This window comes from Okeania sp. SIO2F5 (genome assembly GCF_010692685.1).
Lineage (GTDB): Bacteria > Cyanobacteriota > Cyanobacteriia > Cyanobacteriales > Microcoleaceae > Okeania > Okeania hirsuta.
The window spans coordinates 1-18232 of sequence record NZ_JAAHGU010000089.1 but is presented as its reverse complement, the minus strand read 5'-3'; the positions used below and the strand labels follow the sequence as shown (position 1 = coordinate 18232).

The 18232-nt window shown below is 35.4% G+C and carries 12 protein-coding genes; 10 read left to right on the top strand and 2 right to left on the bottom strand.

Going from position 1 to position 18232, the window contains the following annotated elements; genetic code table 11:
* Positions 1 to 29: 29 nt before the first annotated feature.
* Entirely contained in the window at positions 30 to 3725 is a 3696-nt protein-coding gene (locus F6K27_RS22510; RefSeq protein WP_287275944.1) for a phosphopantetheine-binding protein, read from the bottom strand.
* Positions 3726 to 4893: 1168 nt separating this feature from the next.
* Here F6K27_RS22510 and F6K27_RS22505 point away from each other — a divergent pair.
* The 5 genes from F6K27_RS22505 (at position 4894) to F6K27_RS22485 (ending at position 9809) form a co-directional block, all read left to right on the top strand.
* Positions 4894 to 5484 carry a hypothetical protein gene (locus F6K27_RS22505; RefSeq protein WP_287275942.1) on the top strand — a complete coding sequence of 197 codons (591 nt, stop codon included), beginning with the start codon at positions 4894 to 4896 and terminating at the stop codon, positions 5482 to 5484.
* Between the two features lie 329 nt (positions 5485 to 5813).
* The gene (locus tag F6K27_RS22500) at positions 5814 to 6497 is read left to right on the top strand and encodes a MotA/TolQ/ExbB proton channel family protein (protein WP_287275940.1); all 684 of its coding nucleotides are present in this window, start codon (positions 5814 to 5816) and stop codon (positions 6495 to 6497) included.
* Positions 6498 to 6558: 61 nt separating this feature from the next.
* Positions 6559 to 6966 carry a biopolymer transporter ExbD gene (locus tag F6K27_RS22495; protein WP_287275938.1) on the top strand — a complete coding sequence of 136 codons (408 nt, stop codon included), beginning with the start codon at positions 6559 to 6561 and terminating at the stop codon, positions 6964 to 6966.
* A 146-nt stretch (positions 6967 to 7112) separates the two neighbouring features.
* A complete protein-coding gene (locus F6K27_RS22490) occupies positions 7113 to 8663 on the top strand; it encodes a TonB family protein (protein WP_287275937.1) in 1551 nt (516 codons plus the stop codon).
* 84 nt (positions 8664 to 8747) lie between these two features.
* Entirely contained in the window at positions 8748 to 9809 is a 1062-nt protein-coding gene (locus F6K27_RS22485) for a hypothetical protein (protein WP_287275935.1), read from the top strand.
* Between the two features lie 94 nt (positions 9810 to 9903).
* Here the strand turns inward: F6K27_RS22485 and F6K27_RS22480 are convergent, their stop codons facing one another.
* On the bottom strand, positions 9904 to 11502 hold the full coding sequence (locus F6K27_RS22480) for a sensor histidine kinase (protein ID WP_287275933.1): 1599 nt from the start codon (positions 11500 to 11502) through the stop codon (positions 9904 to 9906).
* Between the two features lie 237 nt (positions 11503 to 11739).
* On the opposite strand from F6K27_RS22480, the gene F6K27_RS22475 reads away from it, so the two are divergent.
* The 5 genes from F6K27_RS22475 (at position 11740) to F6K27_RS22455 (ending at position 17833) form a co-directional block, all read left to right on the top strand.
* Positions 11740 to 12777, top strand: a complete 1038-nt coding sequence (locus F6K27_RS22475) for an iron ABC transporter permease (protein WP_287275931.1) — start codon at positions 11740 to 11742, stop codon at positions 12775 to 12777.
* Positions 12774 to 13817, top strand: coding sequence for an iron ABC transporter permease (locus F6K27_RS22470; protein WP_287275928.1), 1044 nt, complete (start codon positions 12774 to 12776; stop codon positions 13815 to 13817). The genes F6K27_RS22475 and F6K27_RS22470 overlap by 4 nt, the downstream gene beginning before the upstream one ends.
* Before the next feature lie 109 nt (positions 13818 to 13926).
* Positions 13927 to 14757 carry an ABC transporter ATP-binding protein gene (locus F6K27_RS22465; RefSeq protein ID WP_287275926.1) on the top strand — a complete coding sequence of 277 codons (831 nt, stop codon included), beginning with the start codon at positions 13927 to 13929 and terminating at the stop codon, positions 14755 to 14757.
* 574 nt (positions 14758 to 15331) lie between these two features.
* Complete coding sequence (locus F6K27_RS22460; RefSeq protein ID WP_287275924.1) at positions 15332 to 16390, top strand: sucrase ferredoxin; 1059 nt, start codon at positions 15332 to 15334, stop codon at positions 16388 to 16390.
* 414 nt (positions 16391 to 16804) lie between these two features.
* Positions 16805 to 17833 (top strand): AraC family transcriptional regulator, encoded by a 1029-nt coding sequence (locus tag F6K27_RS22455; RefSeq protein ID WP_287275922.1) that lies wholly within the window; start codon positions 16805 to 16807, stop codon positions 17831 to 17833.
* The last annotated feature ends 399 nt before the right edge of the window (positions 17834 to 18232 follow it).

Genomic DNA, 18232 nt, shown 5'->3' with positions numbered 1-18232 from the left:
GTAAATTGTTTTTTTCAGTCCTAGTCCTATTAACTCAAATTAATATCTTCCCGTTCTGAAAGATACTCTGCTACAGCTATTAAAGTTTTGTAACTAAAAAAGAAGGTAGACTTTAATTTAATCCCAAACTTTCTTTCTAGAACAGCACGAAACTCTAACAATTCTAGTGAATCCATTCCTGATTCCATTAGTGGTGTATCACCAGACAAGCTCTCCATTCGTTCAACACCCAGTAGAGTTTTTAATAATTTTCGACATTCGAGTTCAAATATTTCTAATTTGGATGAACTTTCTTCTGAACTGATACTAGGAGAATCAATTTCTGTCTGACTATCCTTTTCTGAAAGATACTCTGCTACCTCTATTAAAGTTTTGTAACTAAAAAAGAAGGTAGATTTTAATTTAATCCCAAACTTTCTTTCTAGAACAGCACGAAACTCTAACAATTCCAATGAATCCATTCCTGATTCCATTAGTGGTGTATCACCAGACAAGCTCTCCATTCGTTCAACACCCAGTAGAGTTTTTAATAATTTTCGACATTCGAGTTCAAATATTTCTAATTTGGATGAACTTTCTACTGAACTGATACTAGGAGAATTTATTTCTGTCTGACTATACTTCCCATTTTCCGTTAAATTTTGTGGGATTTCCTCAGAAGATTCTATTGCCTGCAATTGATGTTTTCGAGCAAATATAACAGACTCTCTCGCCTTAGAAAGATCGTGCATCTCGCAGGGTAATCCCAATGGTATTATTTCATCAAACCCACAATCACTGAGAACTTTTTGCCAGAGTGGTATGCTCAGTAAACAACCAACTTCTAATCGGTTTTCAGGATCTTCAAACAACCAAAATCCTTGCAGGAACCCTCCAAAGTATAAAAGAACATCAATTGGTTGAGTAAACTCTAGTAATGCCAATAACCCCCCTGTATTTAATAGTGAGTTATTGTTCTTTAAGGTTTGATGAATTAATTTTGTGCTATGGAGTACATTATTGGCAATTACCACATCAAAACTTTCAGCTTTTATTCCCTGAACATCAAGAGATTTTTCTACGTCAAATATTTCATATTTTACCCAAGGATACTGCTTAAATTTAGTCTCGCCATAACGTGTAAAAGTGCTAGAAATATCAGTAAACCAGAATTCAATTTTCTCTCCATAAGGAGCTAGCTTTTCTAGTAATATTCCTGTCACACCGCCGGTTCCTGCTCCAATCTCCAATATCCGAATAAGTCCATCCCTATTTTCTAACAAACGTTGTTCTACTTCCCAGCAAACCCCATCTGCTAGCAATTCATTAAAGTAGTCAGCCACACGATGCCCTAGGAATAGTCCAGCAAATAGCTCCATATCCCCATCAGTAAATACTACTTCATTGACATCTACTTCTCCACGTAGAATCAATGGATATTTGTCTAAGCACCTTTTTACTACTGTTAACCAGGATGAATGAGCGGGATATTTTTCTGAAAAATACTTATGAAAAGCAGCAACATCAGACGCAACATCTTTTATCGCAAAACTCTGGCATCTTGCTAATGTCCACACTCTACCTTTTTCGACTTTGACAATACCACGCTTCTGCAAAATTTGCAACAAAGCATTGAAAAGTCTCTGGTAACGTGATGAGATTTTTAGCTTGGATATCAACTCAGACTCTAGATAAAATTCACCCTCTCTGAGGAATACTCCCATATCTTGAAAAACACGCAAAAGCCAACGTGCTGCAAAAGCTTCTAGCTCATATTCTGGAGCCATTAAATCACATAGCTCTAATGTCGCTAATTGATGTAGGGCTACTTTTTCTGTGAGCTTTTTGCTTAAAACTGAGGATTGATGCCACTTTGAGTTTGTCAAGCTTGAGATGGCTTCGTGGTATTTTAATAACCCATCTATTTCTTGGATTCCTGGTTTAACTATTGCCCACTGCTCCACAAATTCTAGTAAGTCTTTTGCTAATACTTGCCAATTTTCTACAGTAGTCCCTACTAAAAACTCACGAACTTCTAGTACCTCAGTCGAATAGTTAGCTTCTGTTAAGATTGCAGCTACTAAATCACCTTGACTTTCTAACACTAAATGTGCTGTTGGATCTTGTTTCAATAAAACTTCAAACCAGGATTCGCTCCCAGGTTGATTAATTGTGGCACAGTTTAACAGATTAGGTATATCCTTGACAGTTGCATACCGGATCTGATATTCACGCTTTTCAAAATGATTGACTGTGATGCGAGTCAATGGCAACATTTTTGGATACTTGCGAAAAGCTGCTTTCTTGGAGAATAAACCTACCTCTGCTCCTGCCATCAAGAATACATCTGCTTCTACTAAATGTTGCATTGAGAAGGCATGATAGGCATCAAAATGTAGAGATTCACTTTCATCAATATATTTTTGGACTACTGCTGGTGTTAAACTGTGTACTTCTAAGAGTAATAGTCCATGTCTGGTTATTATTGATGACCATCTTTCTAGATGTTCTACTAAACTTTGTACTGCTATGTGAGGTGGTATAAGTTTTCCTTCTGGATCTACATCTACTACTTGATAATCTAGTTCAGACCGGACTTGGGATTTTTCTGTGTCTTTGGGAGCTATAAATGGTCGATCATGGTCTAGGAACGAACGAATATGTAATACTTTTTCTGCCTCTATTCCTTGTACTTTGAATTTCTCTAATAACTTTTCTGGTGCTCCTATATCTCCTGGAATGATTAGATGGGGAATCTCTCCTAAATTTTTATCTGTAACATCTAATGCTTCTTGGTTGTAGTCTGCTCCTACCATCACAATCGGATGCTCTGTTAAGACTTTTCCTCTAGCAGAGAATTCTTTGATGATTTTATATACTCGTTTTAGGAGCGTTCCATCCCCACAACCCATATCTACTATATAGCTTGGTTGCTCTTCTATTGGCTGTTGATTAAATATAGATAGGATTATTTTATCTGTGTCGGCAAAAAACTTTTCGTGTTGAAAACCACTTGCTACTACATTTAATACTCTATTTACGTGTCTTTCGTTTTCAGTTTGATCTCTTTGAAATACTTGCTGAGGATTTCCGAATAGCAATTCTTTCATTTGTAATAACATAGGGGCATAAGATGCTGTTGTTCCTAAAATTAAGGATCTGTCACGCATAAACTTACCTATATCTGTTAAATATAGCCCTTCTGTTTTTTCTTCTGCCCATCCTAAATTGATGAATAGTTTAGATAATTCTTGTTGGAGTGAATTTGTTAATGTGTTGAATAATTTCTTTGATTCATCCAGTAAATTTTGTTTCTTAAGTTCTAGTAACAGAGGAATAACTAATACCCCATCCAATAAATCACTAAGTAAAGAGTTTTCTGTATCCCATCTCCGGGATGAATATTTAATCCAATTGCTGATTTCTGCTTCTACTTCTCCTTTTACATAAGACTCAAATGGATATTTATATAAGCTCATCAGAGCTTTTGGGATGATTTGATGTTGTTGACTTTCTTCTGTTAATGTGTATGCTTCTGATTCAGAGCGATACAGGAATGATAGTGACTCTAGCAGTCGTAGAGCTACCATTAGATGTCCACTATTTGCTCCTAACTCCTCTACTATTTCTTCTAATTTCAGTGCTTTTTTCTGTGCTAGTAACTCGAATACCCCTGCTTCTGAACAGGCACAAATCACTGGTACAGCTACAAACCCATGAGCATAACGATTGATCTTGTCTAGCATTAATTTATCCTAACTAATTAATTTGAGAGTTAATTTTTTTCTAATGCTTTCTTGGATGAAGTATGCAATAAAGTATTAGCAGCTATTTCAGCCTAACTTTTGGGGTTGGTGATTAGGTAATGCCATTAAATATTTATGAATGGTACAATTATAGTTTTTTTTCATAGATAGATATTTGAAACAAAAGCATTACGCATTCACCAATGCCTAACTTTTGCAATTGTAATAAGCAACTAAATTTAAATTTACCCGGCTTTGTCAGCTAGCTTTATTTGTTCATCACAGCGATCTAAGTGACATTCCTAGATATACTTTGCTTTCAGACATACCAAGATAGGTTAAGCCTAATTAATATTTTTCTCATTTATAACTGATTTCTATTACAGTTAATGTAGACAGGAAAAAGCTTTACTATAATAGAGTTGTAGCTAAATAAAGGGAAAAAATTACTCTAACCTAGACAGAGCAATAATTCACAGCATTTTTGCTATCCAATAGCTACAATCCTTACATAACAAGGCTTTTGGGTAATTTTTAAGTTATAAAGCGACAAGTCTAATTAAAATTTATAAACTAACTCTAAATTACTCCAAGGAGTTGAGGAGGTATTCACATTTTGTTAAATGGTGACAAATTTTAATACCTAACTACTTGTTATCTACATTGACTAATGGTAAAGCAGCATTAGATCTACCGATTTATTTATCAATAGTTAAAGAAGAGTTACTTATTGGGTAATATTAAAATTTTTTATTGTTAAGATTTAGTAGATGTTTTACCCCCCATCTACCATTGCTACACATCAGTTATTGAAATTACTTCTCAAGTAACCTTGCTTTAGTATGCTAACGACTTTACCTCAAGTTGGCAATAGTTATAAACAAATATTATTTAATTAATATTAAACAATATTTATACTTATAAATTCACTTCTTTTTTATATACTCTAAAAGTGCTCAATTAAAATTTGATTTTCAATTAAATTATAAAGAAATAATAAAAATAAATCTTGCCTTAAACGGAATTATTGCCTTAAACGGATTTTTTTCAAAAAAAAAGTAATTTTTAAGAAAAAAACTATTAAACTTTCTTAAGAAACAGTTTAAATCAAAGTTTATTAGCTCTCCTTACATTTCTGCTAACCACTAATTTTGTAGATAAAGTCGGAATGGCAGTTTTCTCTTCTATGATTCTAGCTCGAACTAATAACAACCCTGAGATACTTGCAAGTGTCAACATTGCTTTTGGAGTCGGTGCTTCAATAGGTGCGATGATATTTAGTATTTGGGGTGGACTAAAGTTACGAATTCATGGAATGTTGATAGGTACTGGAGTGACAGAATTTGCCAAAATCCTCTTGAGTCTAGCACGAGATCCTTTAATTTGGATTGTAACAGCTACTTCTGGTGGTTTTTTTATGCCTTGGTTGGGTAGTTGCAATCAAGCAATTTGGCTTTCTAAAGTGGAACCTGGTATTCAAGGAAGAATTTTTGCTTCTCGTTTTCTCATAGCTCAAATAACTACTCCATTGGGTTTGGGAATTAGCGGTCCTTTGGATGACAACATATTTGAACCTGCTATGAAAACAGGTGGTTCGTTAGCTAACATCTTTGGTGGTTTATTTGGTACTGGTGCTGGTGCTGGTATGGCATTACAAAATCCGCTATTTTCTGGCTTAGGTATAGTCATCTGTTTATGTGGATATCGTTTCCATAATCTAAGGAATGTGGAATTTATACTGCCAGACCACAATAGTTAGCAGTCAGTAGAAGAGATAGACACTAAACCACAATTTACTTTATAGCAGCAAATAGGCTAGACAAATATCATTCATTTGTTCTCATTATGTTATTTTTGTCACTCTTAATTGGCTTTAGTTGCAGTTCTTATCTCCAACATATATGCTAATAAATTGCAATAAAGATTTTTAATGATTTTAGTAAAATTTGAACAAATATTAAGATTATTCTATGTATCCTCAAAACTTACAAAAAAATTATTAAAATAAATTCGGATTTATTAGCAAATCTATATAAAACTAAATTTAATTTAGGTTTTGTCCATAACTACTACTGAATTATAAATGTAATGCAAATTAGTCAATTTATTACGAATGCAGGCATTGTCGCCTGGCCACTATTGCTATTTTCCCTTGTAGCGATCGCTCTAGTGATAGAGCGTGGTGTATTTTGGTTTAAAGTTTTGCAACGGCAAAGTTTAGTAGTGCAAAAGGTACTGAAAACATATAGAACAGATGCTTATACTGCTCTAAGCATACTTCAGAAAAACGCTGACTTACCCATCCCTCGAATTTTTCTAGAAGCTTTAGAACTAGAGAAACCGACTCCAGATGAAATGCGCCTAGCTTTAGAAAGTGCTTCCTCAGCAGAACTTCCTACTCTCCGTCGTTTTAACACGATATTTGACACTATTATTAACGTTGCTCCTCTACTTGGTTTGTTAGGAACTGTTTTAGGATTAATTACTTCTTTTGCTTCCTTAAATATAGGAGATGTTGGTGGTAGTAGTAGTGCTGGAGTAACGGGTGGTATTAGTGAAGCTTTAGCATCAACGGTATTAGGATTAGTAGTAGCTATTTTCACCCTAGTATTTAGCAATATGTTTCGGGGATTTTATAAACGACAAATGGCTTTGATTCAAGAGTACGGCGGTCAGCTTGAACTTCTCTATCGTATTCATTATGAAAGAGGAGAATTTAACTTTAAACCTACTCTCAATAAATCCTTAGAAGTATCCAAATTTAGAACTTAAAAAAATAAATATTTTCAGCAAAAAATAATATAAATAACTAAGAGATTAAAAGTACTAAATCATGCGTTTAATTGATGACGATCTAGATGTAGCACCCCAGATAAATATATTGCCAATGATTGATGTGATATTCTCTATATTGGCATTTTTTATCATTTCTACCTTATTTTTAACCCGTTCGGAGGGTTTACCAGTTAATTTACCAAAAGCTGCTACATCTCAACTTCAACGAACTGAACAAATAACTGTAACTATCGACGAAGCCGGGAAAGTATTTCTCAATCGCGAACTTATAGAAGTAGATGCTTTGGAAAAAGCAGTACGCCAACTTGTCCTACCAAATCAAACATCTATAGTTACCATAAAAGCTGATGAAGAGGTAGACCATGGTGATGTAGTAGGAGTTATGGATCAACTGCGAAAAATAGATGAAGTAAAACTAGCGATCGCCACTAAGAAACCAAAGTAGGTAACAATTATTATTTAATAACTTACCTTGGTTTGACTCAAAAGTATAAAATTAATTTATATGGTAAATTATTGTGCTGATAAACTATCTATATTTTCAACATTTTGAGGAGAAATTAAGTTAAATTATCAATTTTTTAAAGATATATGAGTCTCTCAATTACTTGTATAGAACAACAGCAAAAAGATAGACGAACAGTAAAAAAGTTCGTTATTTATGGTTTGTTGTGTTCGACCATCCTCCACGCAGGAGTTCTCACATTAGCAATATCTGGAATGTTGGATCGACCCCCAGAACAAGAGGAAGATGCAATTGAACTAATTTTTGTAGAAGAACCAGAAGAAATAGTAGAGGAACCAGAACCAGAAGAAATAGTAGAGGAACCAGAACCAGAAGAAATAGTAGAGGAACCGGAACCAGAAGAGATAGTAGAGGAACCGGAACTAGAAGAGATAGTAGAGGAACCGGAACTAGAAGAGATAGTCGAAGAGCAAGAAGTTATACCTCCAGAACCACTGGAAACAGCTATTGCTCAACCCCAGGAAATCGTTCCTCCAGAAATACCAACGGAAACGGCAATATCAGAAACAGTAGAACCTTCTTCTCCCGAACTACCAACAGAAACAGCACTGGAACCCATTGAGCAACCCCAACAGTTAGAACCATTACCAGAACCTGAACCATTACCAGAACCTGTTGCTGCGGAACCCATTGCTCAACCAAACCCATCAGCAGCAGCTTTTTCTCCAGACTCTATAGCAGAGGTACAACCAGACAGTGTATCTACTCCAGAAACATCAGACTCCTTTTCTGCACCAATAGCAGCTAATATTCCTCCAGAAGTTCCCCAACCAGAAGTTGCAGAAGTAACTCAACCTAGTTTTGATGAACCTAGCTCAAACTTGAGTAGTTCTCTGAGCGAACAGAGTAGTTTTGAGGATGTTTCGAGTAATATTGGTAATACACAAAGTTCCCTATCTAGTCCTATTGAGACAGAAAGGTCTGCACCGACAAGACCTTCAGCAGCAGTAGGAACTCAACCTAGTGTTAGTCCCACTAACTCAAATATTGGTAGTTCCCTCAGCGAAGAAAGTAGTTTTGGAGATGTAGCTACAAATTCTGCTAACCCTGGTAATAGCAATAGTCAATTTGGATCGCCCCTAAGTTCTGATAATACAGGAGAAGGTTCTCGTCCTTCATTACCAGGAGAAGTAGGAACTCAACCTACTGCCAGCGGTCAGTCAAATTCAGGTATTGGAGATGCTTTGAGTGGTCCTGGTAACTTTGAAGATGGTACTGGCAGAAATTCGGGCAACCCTGGTAGTGGGGAACTAGCAGCAGTGGGGTCGCCTTTACAAGGTTTTGGTGGTTCAAGAGAGAGACCTACAAAACCTAGTTCTGGTTCTGGTTCCGGTTCTAGTGATGGTTCTAGTGATGGTTCCGGTGGTGTATCTTGCATTGATTGTCCTCAACCTGATTATCCTAGTTTAGCTAGGGAGGAAGGATTAGAGGGAAACCCCAAGTTAAGAATTGATATTGATTTTGACGGTAATGTAACTAATGTTTACATAGAAAAATCTAGCGGTCATTCCATATTAGATGAAGCTGCAATGGAAGCAGTAAAAGAATGGAAGTTAGACCCAAAGGATGGAGGAAAACTAGGAGTTCTAGTTACGCTCAAATTTCAGTTGAGATGATTGTTTGAGTAGTCAATAGTCAGTAGTCAGTAGATAAATTACTAAAAAAATTCAGTTATGAAAATCCAATTTATTAACATTAAAATGATAAATTCAATCAAAAAAAAATTAGGAATTATTTTGGCAGCTTCTAGTTGCTATGTCACAAGTTTGGTTATCTTACCACAGCTAGCTATTGCTGAACAAGTTACTTCTGCTGATGGTACTAGCTGTGATGGAACAGTCCAAAATGGTAAATTAAATGGTCAGGGAGTCTGCAAATATCCTGATGGTGCTAGCTATGAAGGGAACTTTGTTGATGGTAAACCAGATGGTAAAGGAACATATACTTTTGCTGATGGGGGTCGTTATCAGGGAGAATTTAGAGATGGTGAATTTAATGGCACTGGGGTTTGGGAATTTGCCAATGGCGATCGCTATGAGGGAGAAGTATTGAATGGTAAGTTAGACGGTAAAGGTACTTTCGTTTCTGCTAGTGGTGCCCGTTATGAGGGAGATTTTAAAGCAGGTCAACCTAGTGGCAAAGGTGCGTTTATTACTGCTAAAGGCGACCGTTGTGAAGGAGAGGTGACAAATGGAAAATTGAATAGCACTGGTTACTGTGAATATTCTACAGGTAACAAATATGAAGGACAGTTGCGTAATGGTCAGAGGGATGGAAAAGGAGTTTATAATTTAGCCAACGGCGATCGCTACGAAGGAGAATTTGCTAATGGTAAATACAATGGTACAGGGGTATATATATTTGCAGCAGGTGGTCGCTATGATGGAGGATTCCAAGATGGTAAATTTCATGGCAAAGGTCTGCGAGAATATGCTAATGGCAACCGCTATGATGGAGAATTTAAGAATGGAGAACCCGAGGGTCAAGGACTTCTGAATTTTGCCGATGGCAATAGTTATGAGGGAGAATTTAGGAATGGCAAGATGGATGGTAGGGGAGTCTATAGTTTTACCAATGGCGATCGCTGTGAAGGCGAATTAAAAAACGGTAACTTTAATGGTAATGTTGTTTGCCAATATGCTGATGGCGAAAGCTATGAAGGGGAATTTAAAAATGGCAAAAAACATGGTGAAGGAGTCTATATTTTTGCTGATGGTACCAAAGTTGAAGGAACTTGGGTTGAGGGAAAAATTAAGCAGTAATAATTACATTTAGTTTAATTTGAGACAAAAGATGATGTTTTCTTCGTAAAAAATGATAATAATAAGCTCTATATAGCTGACTACTAACTACTGACTATTGACTACTTCTACCAGCTTCTAAATTTCTTTGAAAAATAGGAATTTCAATCATAAACTCAGTTCCTTGTAACGGACTAGAAACAAATTTTAATAAACCCTTATGCTTTTCTACTACTATGTTATAACTAATTGACAATCCTAAACCTGTTCCTTTGCCAGTAGGTTTTGTAGTAAAAAAAGGGTCAAATAATTTATTTTTAATATTTTCTGGTATCCCAGGTCCATTATCTTTTATTCTAATTCTGACAATTTTTTCATTTCCTAATTCCGTAAAAATTATAATTTCAGGATTAGAGTTTTTTCCTTTAGATACAGATTCTTCTAAAGCATCAATTCCATTTACTAAAATATTCATAAATACCTGATTTAACTGACCGGGATAACACTCAACTTCAGGTAAATTACCATACTCTTTTTTTACTTGAATAGTTGGACAATTTTGCTTTTCTTTCAATCTATGATTTAAAATCAACAAAGTGCTATCAAGACCAGAATGAATATCTACTGGTTTCATATCTGCTTCATCAAGGCGAGAAAAGTTTTTCAAAGACTTAACCAATTCAGAGATACGTTCAGTTGCTATATTCATGGAATTTAATATTTTAGGTAAATCTTCTATAATAAAATCTAATTCTAAATCATCTATCTTTTGTGATATTTCTACTCCTGGAATTGGAAAATTTTGTTGATATAAATTAATTAATTCTAGTAAGCCTTGAGCATAATTATTTGTGTAGTATAAGTTACCTTGAAGAAAATTAATAGGATTATTAACTTCATGGGCAATACCAGCTACTAAATAACCTAAACTAGATAGTTTTTCCGCCTGAATTAATTGACTTTGAGTCTCAAGAAGTTCATTTAAAGTTTGTTGTAGTTTTTCTGCTTTTTCTCTTGATTTAGCTTCTGATTTTTGTAGAGCAGTTATCAGTTTCTCACGTTCTGTAATATTAGTAGCAACAGCAATCACACCAAATATTACATCATTTTCTCCTTTTAAAGGAGACCATCTAGTATTAAAAGTTAAGTCCCCAAACTGAGCAATTGCCTGAGCATTTTCTCCTCTCAAAGCACAATTATTAGCTTCTAAAAGTTGAGGTTGGTATCGGTAGACATCATAAATAGATAGTCCTAATATTCCATCTAATTTTTGACTTGTTAGTTTGACATTTTTACCTTCAAATAAGGTAAATATACCATGACAATCAAGGGTAAACAAAAGAACAGGAGCATTTGTAATAATACTTCGTAACTGCTGTTCTTTATGAGATAACTCGTGGTTCATTCCTCTAGCTATTGCTTTAGCTCGATATTCAGTAGTAGTGATAGACCAAGTTAAACCAAACAAAAGACAACTAATAGTTAAACCATTCGCCAATATAAGTATCGACTTTTGTTCCTTTATTTTTTCTAGTTCCCTTTCTGCATAGTCTGTTGATAGCTCTGTTGAACTAACAGAAACTCTATCAGTTCTTTGCCAGACAACCCATGTTACTCCCAATGATAATATTAGTAATAACCAAGGCAGCCATTTTAAAAATAGCTGTGGTCTAGATGGGGATGAATCGGAATCAAAATTTGGGTTAAGTGACATTATAATGTATAATTATTTCTGGATTAATTAATGAGAAAAAGTTATTGATAAAAATAATTAACTAATTTAATATAATGGCCAATACAGTGAATCAACCTTAAATTGGCTTTTGAGGAATTTTTCAAGTTAAATACTTATAGTACATTCATCCTTATAATAAATAATTATTCTCAATAGTGTGTTTAGATTTTGAGGAGACAAAAAAACAACTTGCGGTCTGGAAAAATAATTAAACAAATGGAAAAAAATTCTCGTGTCAGTCAATTACCCAAACAAAACTCCCGCTCTCAGCGTTTACTAACCGCAGGTTTACTGGTAAGCATATTAGTATTAATAATCTGCTTGATTATTAGTATAACTACAGGTGATGCAGAAATTCCTCTCGAAACTGTTTACAAAACATTTACAGCATTCGACGGTTCCACAAACCAACTAATTATCTGGACTCTGAGACTACCTCGCAGCTTAATCGCAATGTTAGTTGGAGCTTCCCTTGCTGTGGCGGGTAGTATCACGCAAGGATTAACTAAAAATCCCCTAGCTAGTCCAGGAATTTTGGGAATAAATGCAGGAGCAACTTTAGCTGTAGTATCCGCTGGATTTATTTTTGGTTCCTCCTCAGCAAATATTTATCCTACTGTTGGCTTTTTCGGAGCAATTGTAACAGCGCTCACAGTTTATTGGTTGGGGTCTCTAGGTAAAGGCGGCCTTCAACCTATCAAGCTGACTATTGCAGGTGCAGCGATAACTGCTCTTCTTAGCTCTTTAACTACAGCAATACTAATTCTCGATCAAAAAAGTTTTGAGACCATTCGATTTTGGTTAGCTGGATCGGTTGCCGGAAAAGACTTCAATGTATTTTTGCAAGTGCTTCCTTATATTTTGGTAGGATTAAGCATAGCTTTTTTCTTAGCACGACAAATTACTATTCTAACATTAGGAGAAGATGTAGCAACAGGTTTAGGAGTACAAACTGCCTGGGTAAAAGTTGGTGCAACTATCTGTGTAGTGATTTTAGCAGGATGCTCCGTATCAATAGCAGGTGCCATTGGTTTTATTGGATTAGTAGTTCCTCACATTACCCGCCTTTTAGTTGGCATTGATTATCGTTGGATTATCCCTTACGCTGCAATTTTGGGTAGCATTTTATTACTTTTAGCTGATATTGCTGCTCGTCTGTTACTAAAACCTATTGAAATTCCTGTAGGAATAATGACATCCTTAATCGGAGGTCCTTTTTTTATATATTTAGCTTTATCAAAGATTAAGAGATGAAAGAACGCTGGTTAGTTATCCGCCCTCAACAATTTCCCATCTCATGGCGCGTGGAGCGACGAGTACCAATTGTTTTGTTGGTCTTGGTAGCATTAACCTTGGTAACTATGATCTTAAATGTGAGTGTCGGTGAATATCCAATACCACTACTAGATGTATTCAAAACCATAATTGGTTGGGAAACAGGCAATACAGATTATTCATTTATTGTCAATAACCTACGTTTACCACGAGCATTAGTAGCAGTAGCTGTAGGTATGGGATTAGCAGTATCGGGAACAATTTTGCAAAGCTTAATCCGTAATCCTTTGGCAACTCCGAGCATTATAGGTGTAAATGCTGGAGCAAGCTTAGCTGCTGTGGTGGTAATTGTACTGTTACCAAATGCTCCTCTATTTGCAATACCTATTTCTGCCTTTGGTGGAGCGATCGCTATTTCGCTTCTCATTTACCTACTTGCTTGGGAAAAAAGGAACTCGACTATGTATTTAGTTTTGATTGGTATTGGTTTAAATACCATAGCTGCTGCCTTAACTTCTATCATGGTGACATTCGGCGAAATCAATAATGTTTCTCAAGCTTTAATTTGGATTACAGGTAGCGTAAACGGTCGTAGTTGGGAATATATTTGGCCCTTACTACCCTGGTTATTAATATTTTTACCATTAGCATTTTTCCTGGCAAAAGACCTCAATGCCCTATTTTTAGGAGAGGAAGTAGCTAGAGGTTTAGGTGTGGCGCTTGACTGGCGACGTAGTTTGCTATGGTTGACAAGTGTTGCTTTAGCTGCTGCTTGTGTAGCAACGGCAGGAGCCATAGCATTTGTTGGATTTATTGCACCACATTTAGGTAGGCAGTTGGTAGGAAATTCTCATGAAGGTCTAATTCCGACTGCTGCTATCATTGGTGGATTTGTTGTTATCTTGTCAGATTTAATTGGCAGAGTCTTAGTTGCTCCAACAGAAATTCCTTGTGGCATAATTACTGCCATAATTGGTGCGCCTTATTTTCTTTATTTATTGTATCGGAGCCAAAAATAATCGACTCAGAGCGACTCCGTTTACCATTCCTGAAAAAATAGAATGGCTATTTCCATTACCCATTCTCCGCTACAATATAAACTTTTATCTTGAAGATTAAATAACACCAATGCTACCAGATTTGATATCGGAAAAAACAAAAAGTATTTTAACTACTCGAAAGCTAACTGTTGCTTATAACAATGGAAAACCTATTATCCTGAATTTAGATTTAGCAATTCCTAGAGGTAAGATTACTGTAATAGTCGGTCCTAATGGTTGTGGCAAATCAACTTTACTCAAAAGTTTGGCAAGATTGCTTAAACCTATTAGCGGTACTGTTTATTTGGAGAGTAATTCCATATTTAAGTTATCCACTAAGGAAGTAGCAAAACAATTGGCTATTTTGCCTCAAAGTCCTACTGCTCCAGAAGGTTTGACAGTGGAAGAGTTAGTAGCTCAGGGTAGGTATCCTCATCAAAATTGGTTACAACAATGGTCTATTGATGATGATAAAATAACTCAAGAAGCTTTAGTAACGACAGGACTTTTAGAGTTGGCAGGGCGATCGCTGGATTCTCTGTCTGGAGGTCAAAGGCAACGAGCTTGGGTTGCTATGGCTTTAGCTCAGGATACAGAAATTTTATTGTTGGACGAACCAACTACTTTTTTGGACTTAGCTTACCAGATTGAACTTCTGGATTTGCTATACGATTTGAATGATTCTCAAGGGCGAACAATAGTTATGGTTTTGCACGATCTGAATCAAGCTTGTAGATATGGGGATAATTTGATTGTGCTACGAGATGGCCAAATTGTAACTCAGGGGACTCCAGATCAAGTGATGACCGTGGGAATGGTTCGCTTAGTATTTGGCCTGGAATCTCAAATTATTCAAGATCCTGTAACTGGGACGCCAATGTGTATACCAATGGGGCGCAAGGCCAAACAAAAAGTGTGATTTATATTCTTTATAATAAAAAATTTTACAAATTTAATAAAGACTTTACAAATTAAAAATATTTATATATAATTTTTTAATAATTCAATAATAATTCTTTTCATTTAGAATTAAATGAGAATTTTTTTTATTTAGTTTGATGTAGCAATCAGACCATACCGTAAGTTTTGTTAACGCAGAGCTTTCCGGCAGAATGTTGTGCAAACGTTTTCTATGTCTGACAGAAACCCTGTTTTTGAGATGAAAAGCGTTGGCATAACTTGTAGTAAATATAAAAAAATTCACTAAAAAATGATTTTGTTAAAATACTCCTTCTGCCATGAGATGCCTAAAAAATTATTCCCTTGTAGAACGAACTGTTAGCGCAGTTTATCGGCTGGATAAACAAAAAAAATCTTATTATTTTTTGGTTTCCTACGTCAACCTAAGCTAGTAGTGGCGTGTTCCAGTTCAAATTAATACATCACATTCAATCATAAATGAACCCGCTCTAATGCAAAAAACTGGCTATGTCAGTCCAAATAATAGAAGCAAGATATAAATAAGGGAGCAAAATGCTCCGACTATTAATAAAATGACTCAACTATATCAAACCACTAAAAACACTCTCACTGAGTGTCGTTTTTGTTCGGAGATATCAAAAGCTAATGGAGAAGACCCCATAGGGACAGCATCAACTTGCGACCACTGGTTAATCATTGAAATGGCACAACCCTGGTCTGAAGAAGCTTTTATGGAAAATCCTCAACTTAAACCAGTACTTGGTTTAATTTTCCAAGCTATTAAAAAAGGTGTGAAATTAAAACCAATGGCGATCGCTCCGGACCGCGAATATTCCCAGAATGGTTATACTCGCATACTATATTATTACCGTCCTGGTGAATTATTTGCCGAGTATGAGAAGCAAGAATATATTGTGCCTGATGAACTGATGAGTCAGTTGCTAATTTCCTTGCTCAAGCAACTACAGCAACAACCAAACGAACTGGAAAATTTTCAGCAATATCAGCAACAAACTAGCCAAATTAGAGAAATGCTAGTTTGTACTCATGCCAATGTTGATGTAGCTTGTGGTAGGTTTGGCTATCCTATTTATAAGAAGTTGCGTTCGGAATATGCTGCTACTTCTCAAGGAAATTTACGGGTCTGGAGATGTAGTCATTTTGGCGGTCATCAGTTTGCACCAACATTAGTCGATCTACCTGAAGGTCGTTATTGGGGACACTTAGAACCAGAAATGCTCGATCTATTGGTATTGAGAAATGGTTCAGTATCAGGTCTGCGTCAGTATTACCGAGGTTGGGCAGGTTTAAACTCTTTTGCTCAAATTGCCGAGCGGGAAATATGGATGCAAGAAGGTTGGAATTGGTTGAAGTACCCCAAAGCAGGACAAGTATTGGCATTTGATCAAGAAAGACTAAAACATCTCAGTCTAGAGGAAGCAAAAGCTGAAGCAAATGGGGCATTAGTGCAATTAGAATTTATTGTTGATGATCATAGCAATTTGAAAAAAGCTTATGAAGCAAAGGTGGAAGTTAAGGGTGAGGTGATGAGTGCCTTGCGTTCGAGTGATGATATGGAATTAACAGCAATTAAGCAATATCATGTGAGTTCTTTGGTAAAAGTAAGTTGACGATCTTTGTTAATATTCTTTTTTATATCAAGTATTAATAATCATTATTAATACTATAGATTTGATTGAAGTCTAAAACAAAACAGGTAATAGTTTTTGGGTTGCGCTACTGCTTTTTTACCAAGTCTACAATTTGCCAGCTTTTTATTATAAGTATTTAACTTAATATGATATTACTTTATACTTTTCTATTTTCTCAAATCTTTTAATACTTAATGCCTGTAATAATTTAGCAACCAAAACTCTGTCATAGCTAATTTATTTGAGATTTAATCTTAGTGGATATATAGAGTTTTCAAATGAGACATAATAATTCCTAGATTTTTTTTGTTAGAAAATGTAACTCATAATATTGAAATCTCAAAGAAATGATATTTAAGTTCTTTCTACTAACTACTAAAATAAAAACTATAAATGATTAAATATTTAACAGCAGCAGAATCGGAAGCACTATATCAAGAATGCTTAGAAAAAGGTAAGATTATTTCCTACTCTAAGGATTTTGAAACTTTTATCAAAATTCAAGCTGAACAGGAATTAGGAGTAGGATACGATAGAACAATCCAACTGCGCCCTGGACTAAAAATAAAGATTAGTGGTGGAAAAGCAAAATATACTATTGCTAGAGAAATTCAACATCATGATTCAATGCCATTAATATTAGCTTTCCAACTTGCGGGAAGTTACCGAGTATGGACAGAAGGCATTGGAAATGACTACTATTCTGAAAAAAGTGGAGAAAATTATTTATTTTTTCTTCCTGGCACAAAAGAAATAGAAGAAATACCAACCGGAGAAAATTTAGAGAGAATTAGAATTATTGTAGAACCCGATATTTTCAGAAATTTTAGTAGTGGTCAACTCGAGCTAATGCCTACTGAATTAAAAGCATTAATTACCAATAATTCACGGCAAATTTTTCATCGGAATGTTGGAGCTATAACTCCAGCAATGCAGCAAGCGTTACAGCAAATTATTAATTGCCCATATCAAGGTATAGCAAGACAAATTTATCTAGAAAGTAAGGCACTAGAATTAATAAGCTTACAGTTAACCCAACTAATACAAAGTCAGTCAGAAATTATTTCATCTAGTTCGTCTGGATGTTTACAACCGGATGATATTGAAAGAATTCATCAAGCAAAATCAATCTTAGAAACAAATTTAGAAAATCCACCATCCCTAATAGAATTAGCTAGAAAAGTACAACTTAATGATTATAAACTTAAACGAGGCTTTAAAGAAGTTTTTGGTACAACTACATTTGGATATTTGCAAAAAATCCGAATGGAACGCGGTAAAAATCTCTTAGCGGAGCGAATGTTAACTGTTGCTGGAGTAGCTCAAACTGTTGGGTATAAAAGTCCAAGTCGGTTCTGTGATGCTTTCAAAAAACATTTTGGTATTACTCCTAGAAATTACAGAATGAGTTTGAATTTCTAAATCTACAAAACAGGCAAAAAAAAATCCGTTTAGGGCAAAACTAATCTCTAGAACGGTTGATTTGTGATTCAAAGAAAGCTGCTTATAACTTATTATTATCATCATTTATTCAGCCATAACTTTAAATTATAAAATACACCGCAAAAACAGTTTTTGGAGCAAAAAAGTACAAAAAAAGAGAAAATGCCTCTTCCCGCGAGGGTAGAAAGGTTGATTACTAAAAAGGTCATTGCGATCGCAGTCATAGAAGTTTCAGGAAGTTTGGCCATCACTTTTGATGGTTTTATAGAGAATATCTATGATTTTTTCGGTTTTTATTCTGCCTTGATTTAATAGATTTAAGTCCGTCGGATAACTGAGATCGGCCGGAGCACAGGTGCCATCTATGATTAATTTACC

Coding starts and splice junctions, on each gene's coding strand:
- F6K27_RS22455 (WP_287275922.1), top strand. CDS start 16,805: ATGATTAAATATTTAACAGCAGCAGAATCGGAAGCACTATATCAAGAA.
- F6K27_RS22460 (WP_287275924.1), top strand. CDS start 15,332: ATGACTCAACTATATCAAACCACTAAAAACACTCTCACTGAGTGTCGT.
- F6K27_RS22480 (WP_287275933.1), bottom strand. CDS start 11,502: ATGTCACTTAACCCAAATTTTGATTCCGATTCATCCCCATCTAGACCA.
- F6K27_RS22475 (WP_287275931.1), top strand. CDS start 11,740: ATGGAAAAAAATTCTCGTGTCAGTCAATTACCCAAACAAAACTCCCGC.
- F6K27_RS22495 (WP_287275938.1), top strand. CDS start 6,559: ATGCGTTTAATTGATGACGATCTAGATGTAGCACCCCAGATAAATATA.
- F6K27_RS22490 (WP_287275937.1), top strand. CDS start 7,113: ATGAGTCTCTCAATTACTTGTATAGAACAACAGCAAAAAGATAGACGA.
- F6K27_RS22485 (WP_287275935.1), top strand. CDS start 8,748: ATGATAAATTCAATCAAAAAAAAATTAGGAATTATTTTGGCAGCTTCT.
- F6K27_RS22505 (WP_287275942.1), top strand. CDS start 4,894: ATGGCAGTTTTCTCTTCTATGATTCTAGCTCGAACTAATAACAACCCT.
- F6K27_RS22500 (WP_287275940.1), top strand. CDS start 5,814: ATGCAAATTAGTCAATTTATTACGAATGCAGGCATTGTCGCCTGGCCA.
- F6K27_RS22465 (WP_287275926.1), top strand. CDS start 13,927: ATGCTACCAGATTTGATATCGGAAAAAACAAAAAGTATTTTAACTACT.
- F6K27_RS22470 (WP_287275928.1), top strand. CDS start 12,774: ATGAAAGAACGCTGGTTAGTTATCCGCCCTCAACAATTTCCCATCTCA.
- F6K27_RS22510 (WP_287275944.1), bottom strand. CDS start 3,725: ATGCTAGACAAGATCAATCGTTATGCTCATGGGTTTGTAGCTGTACCA.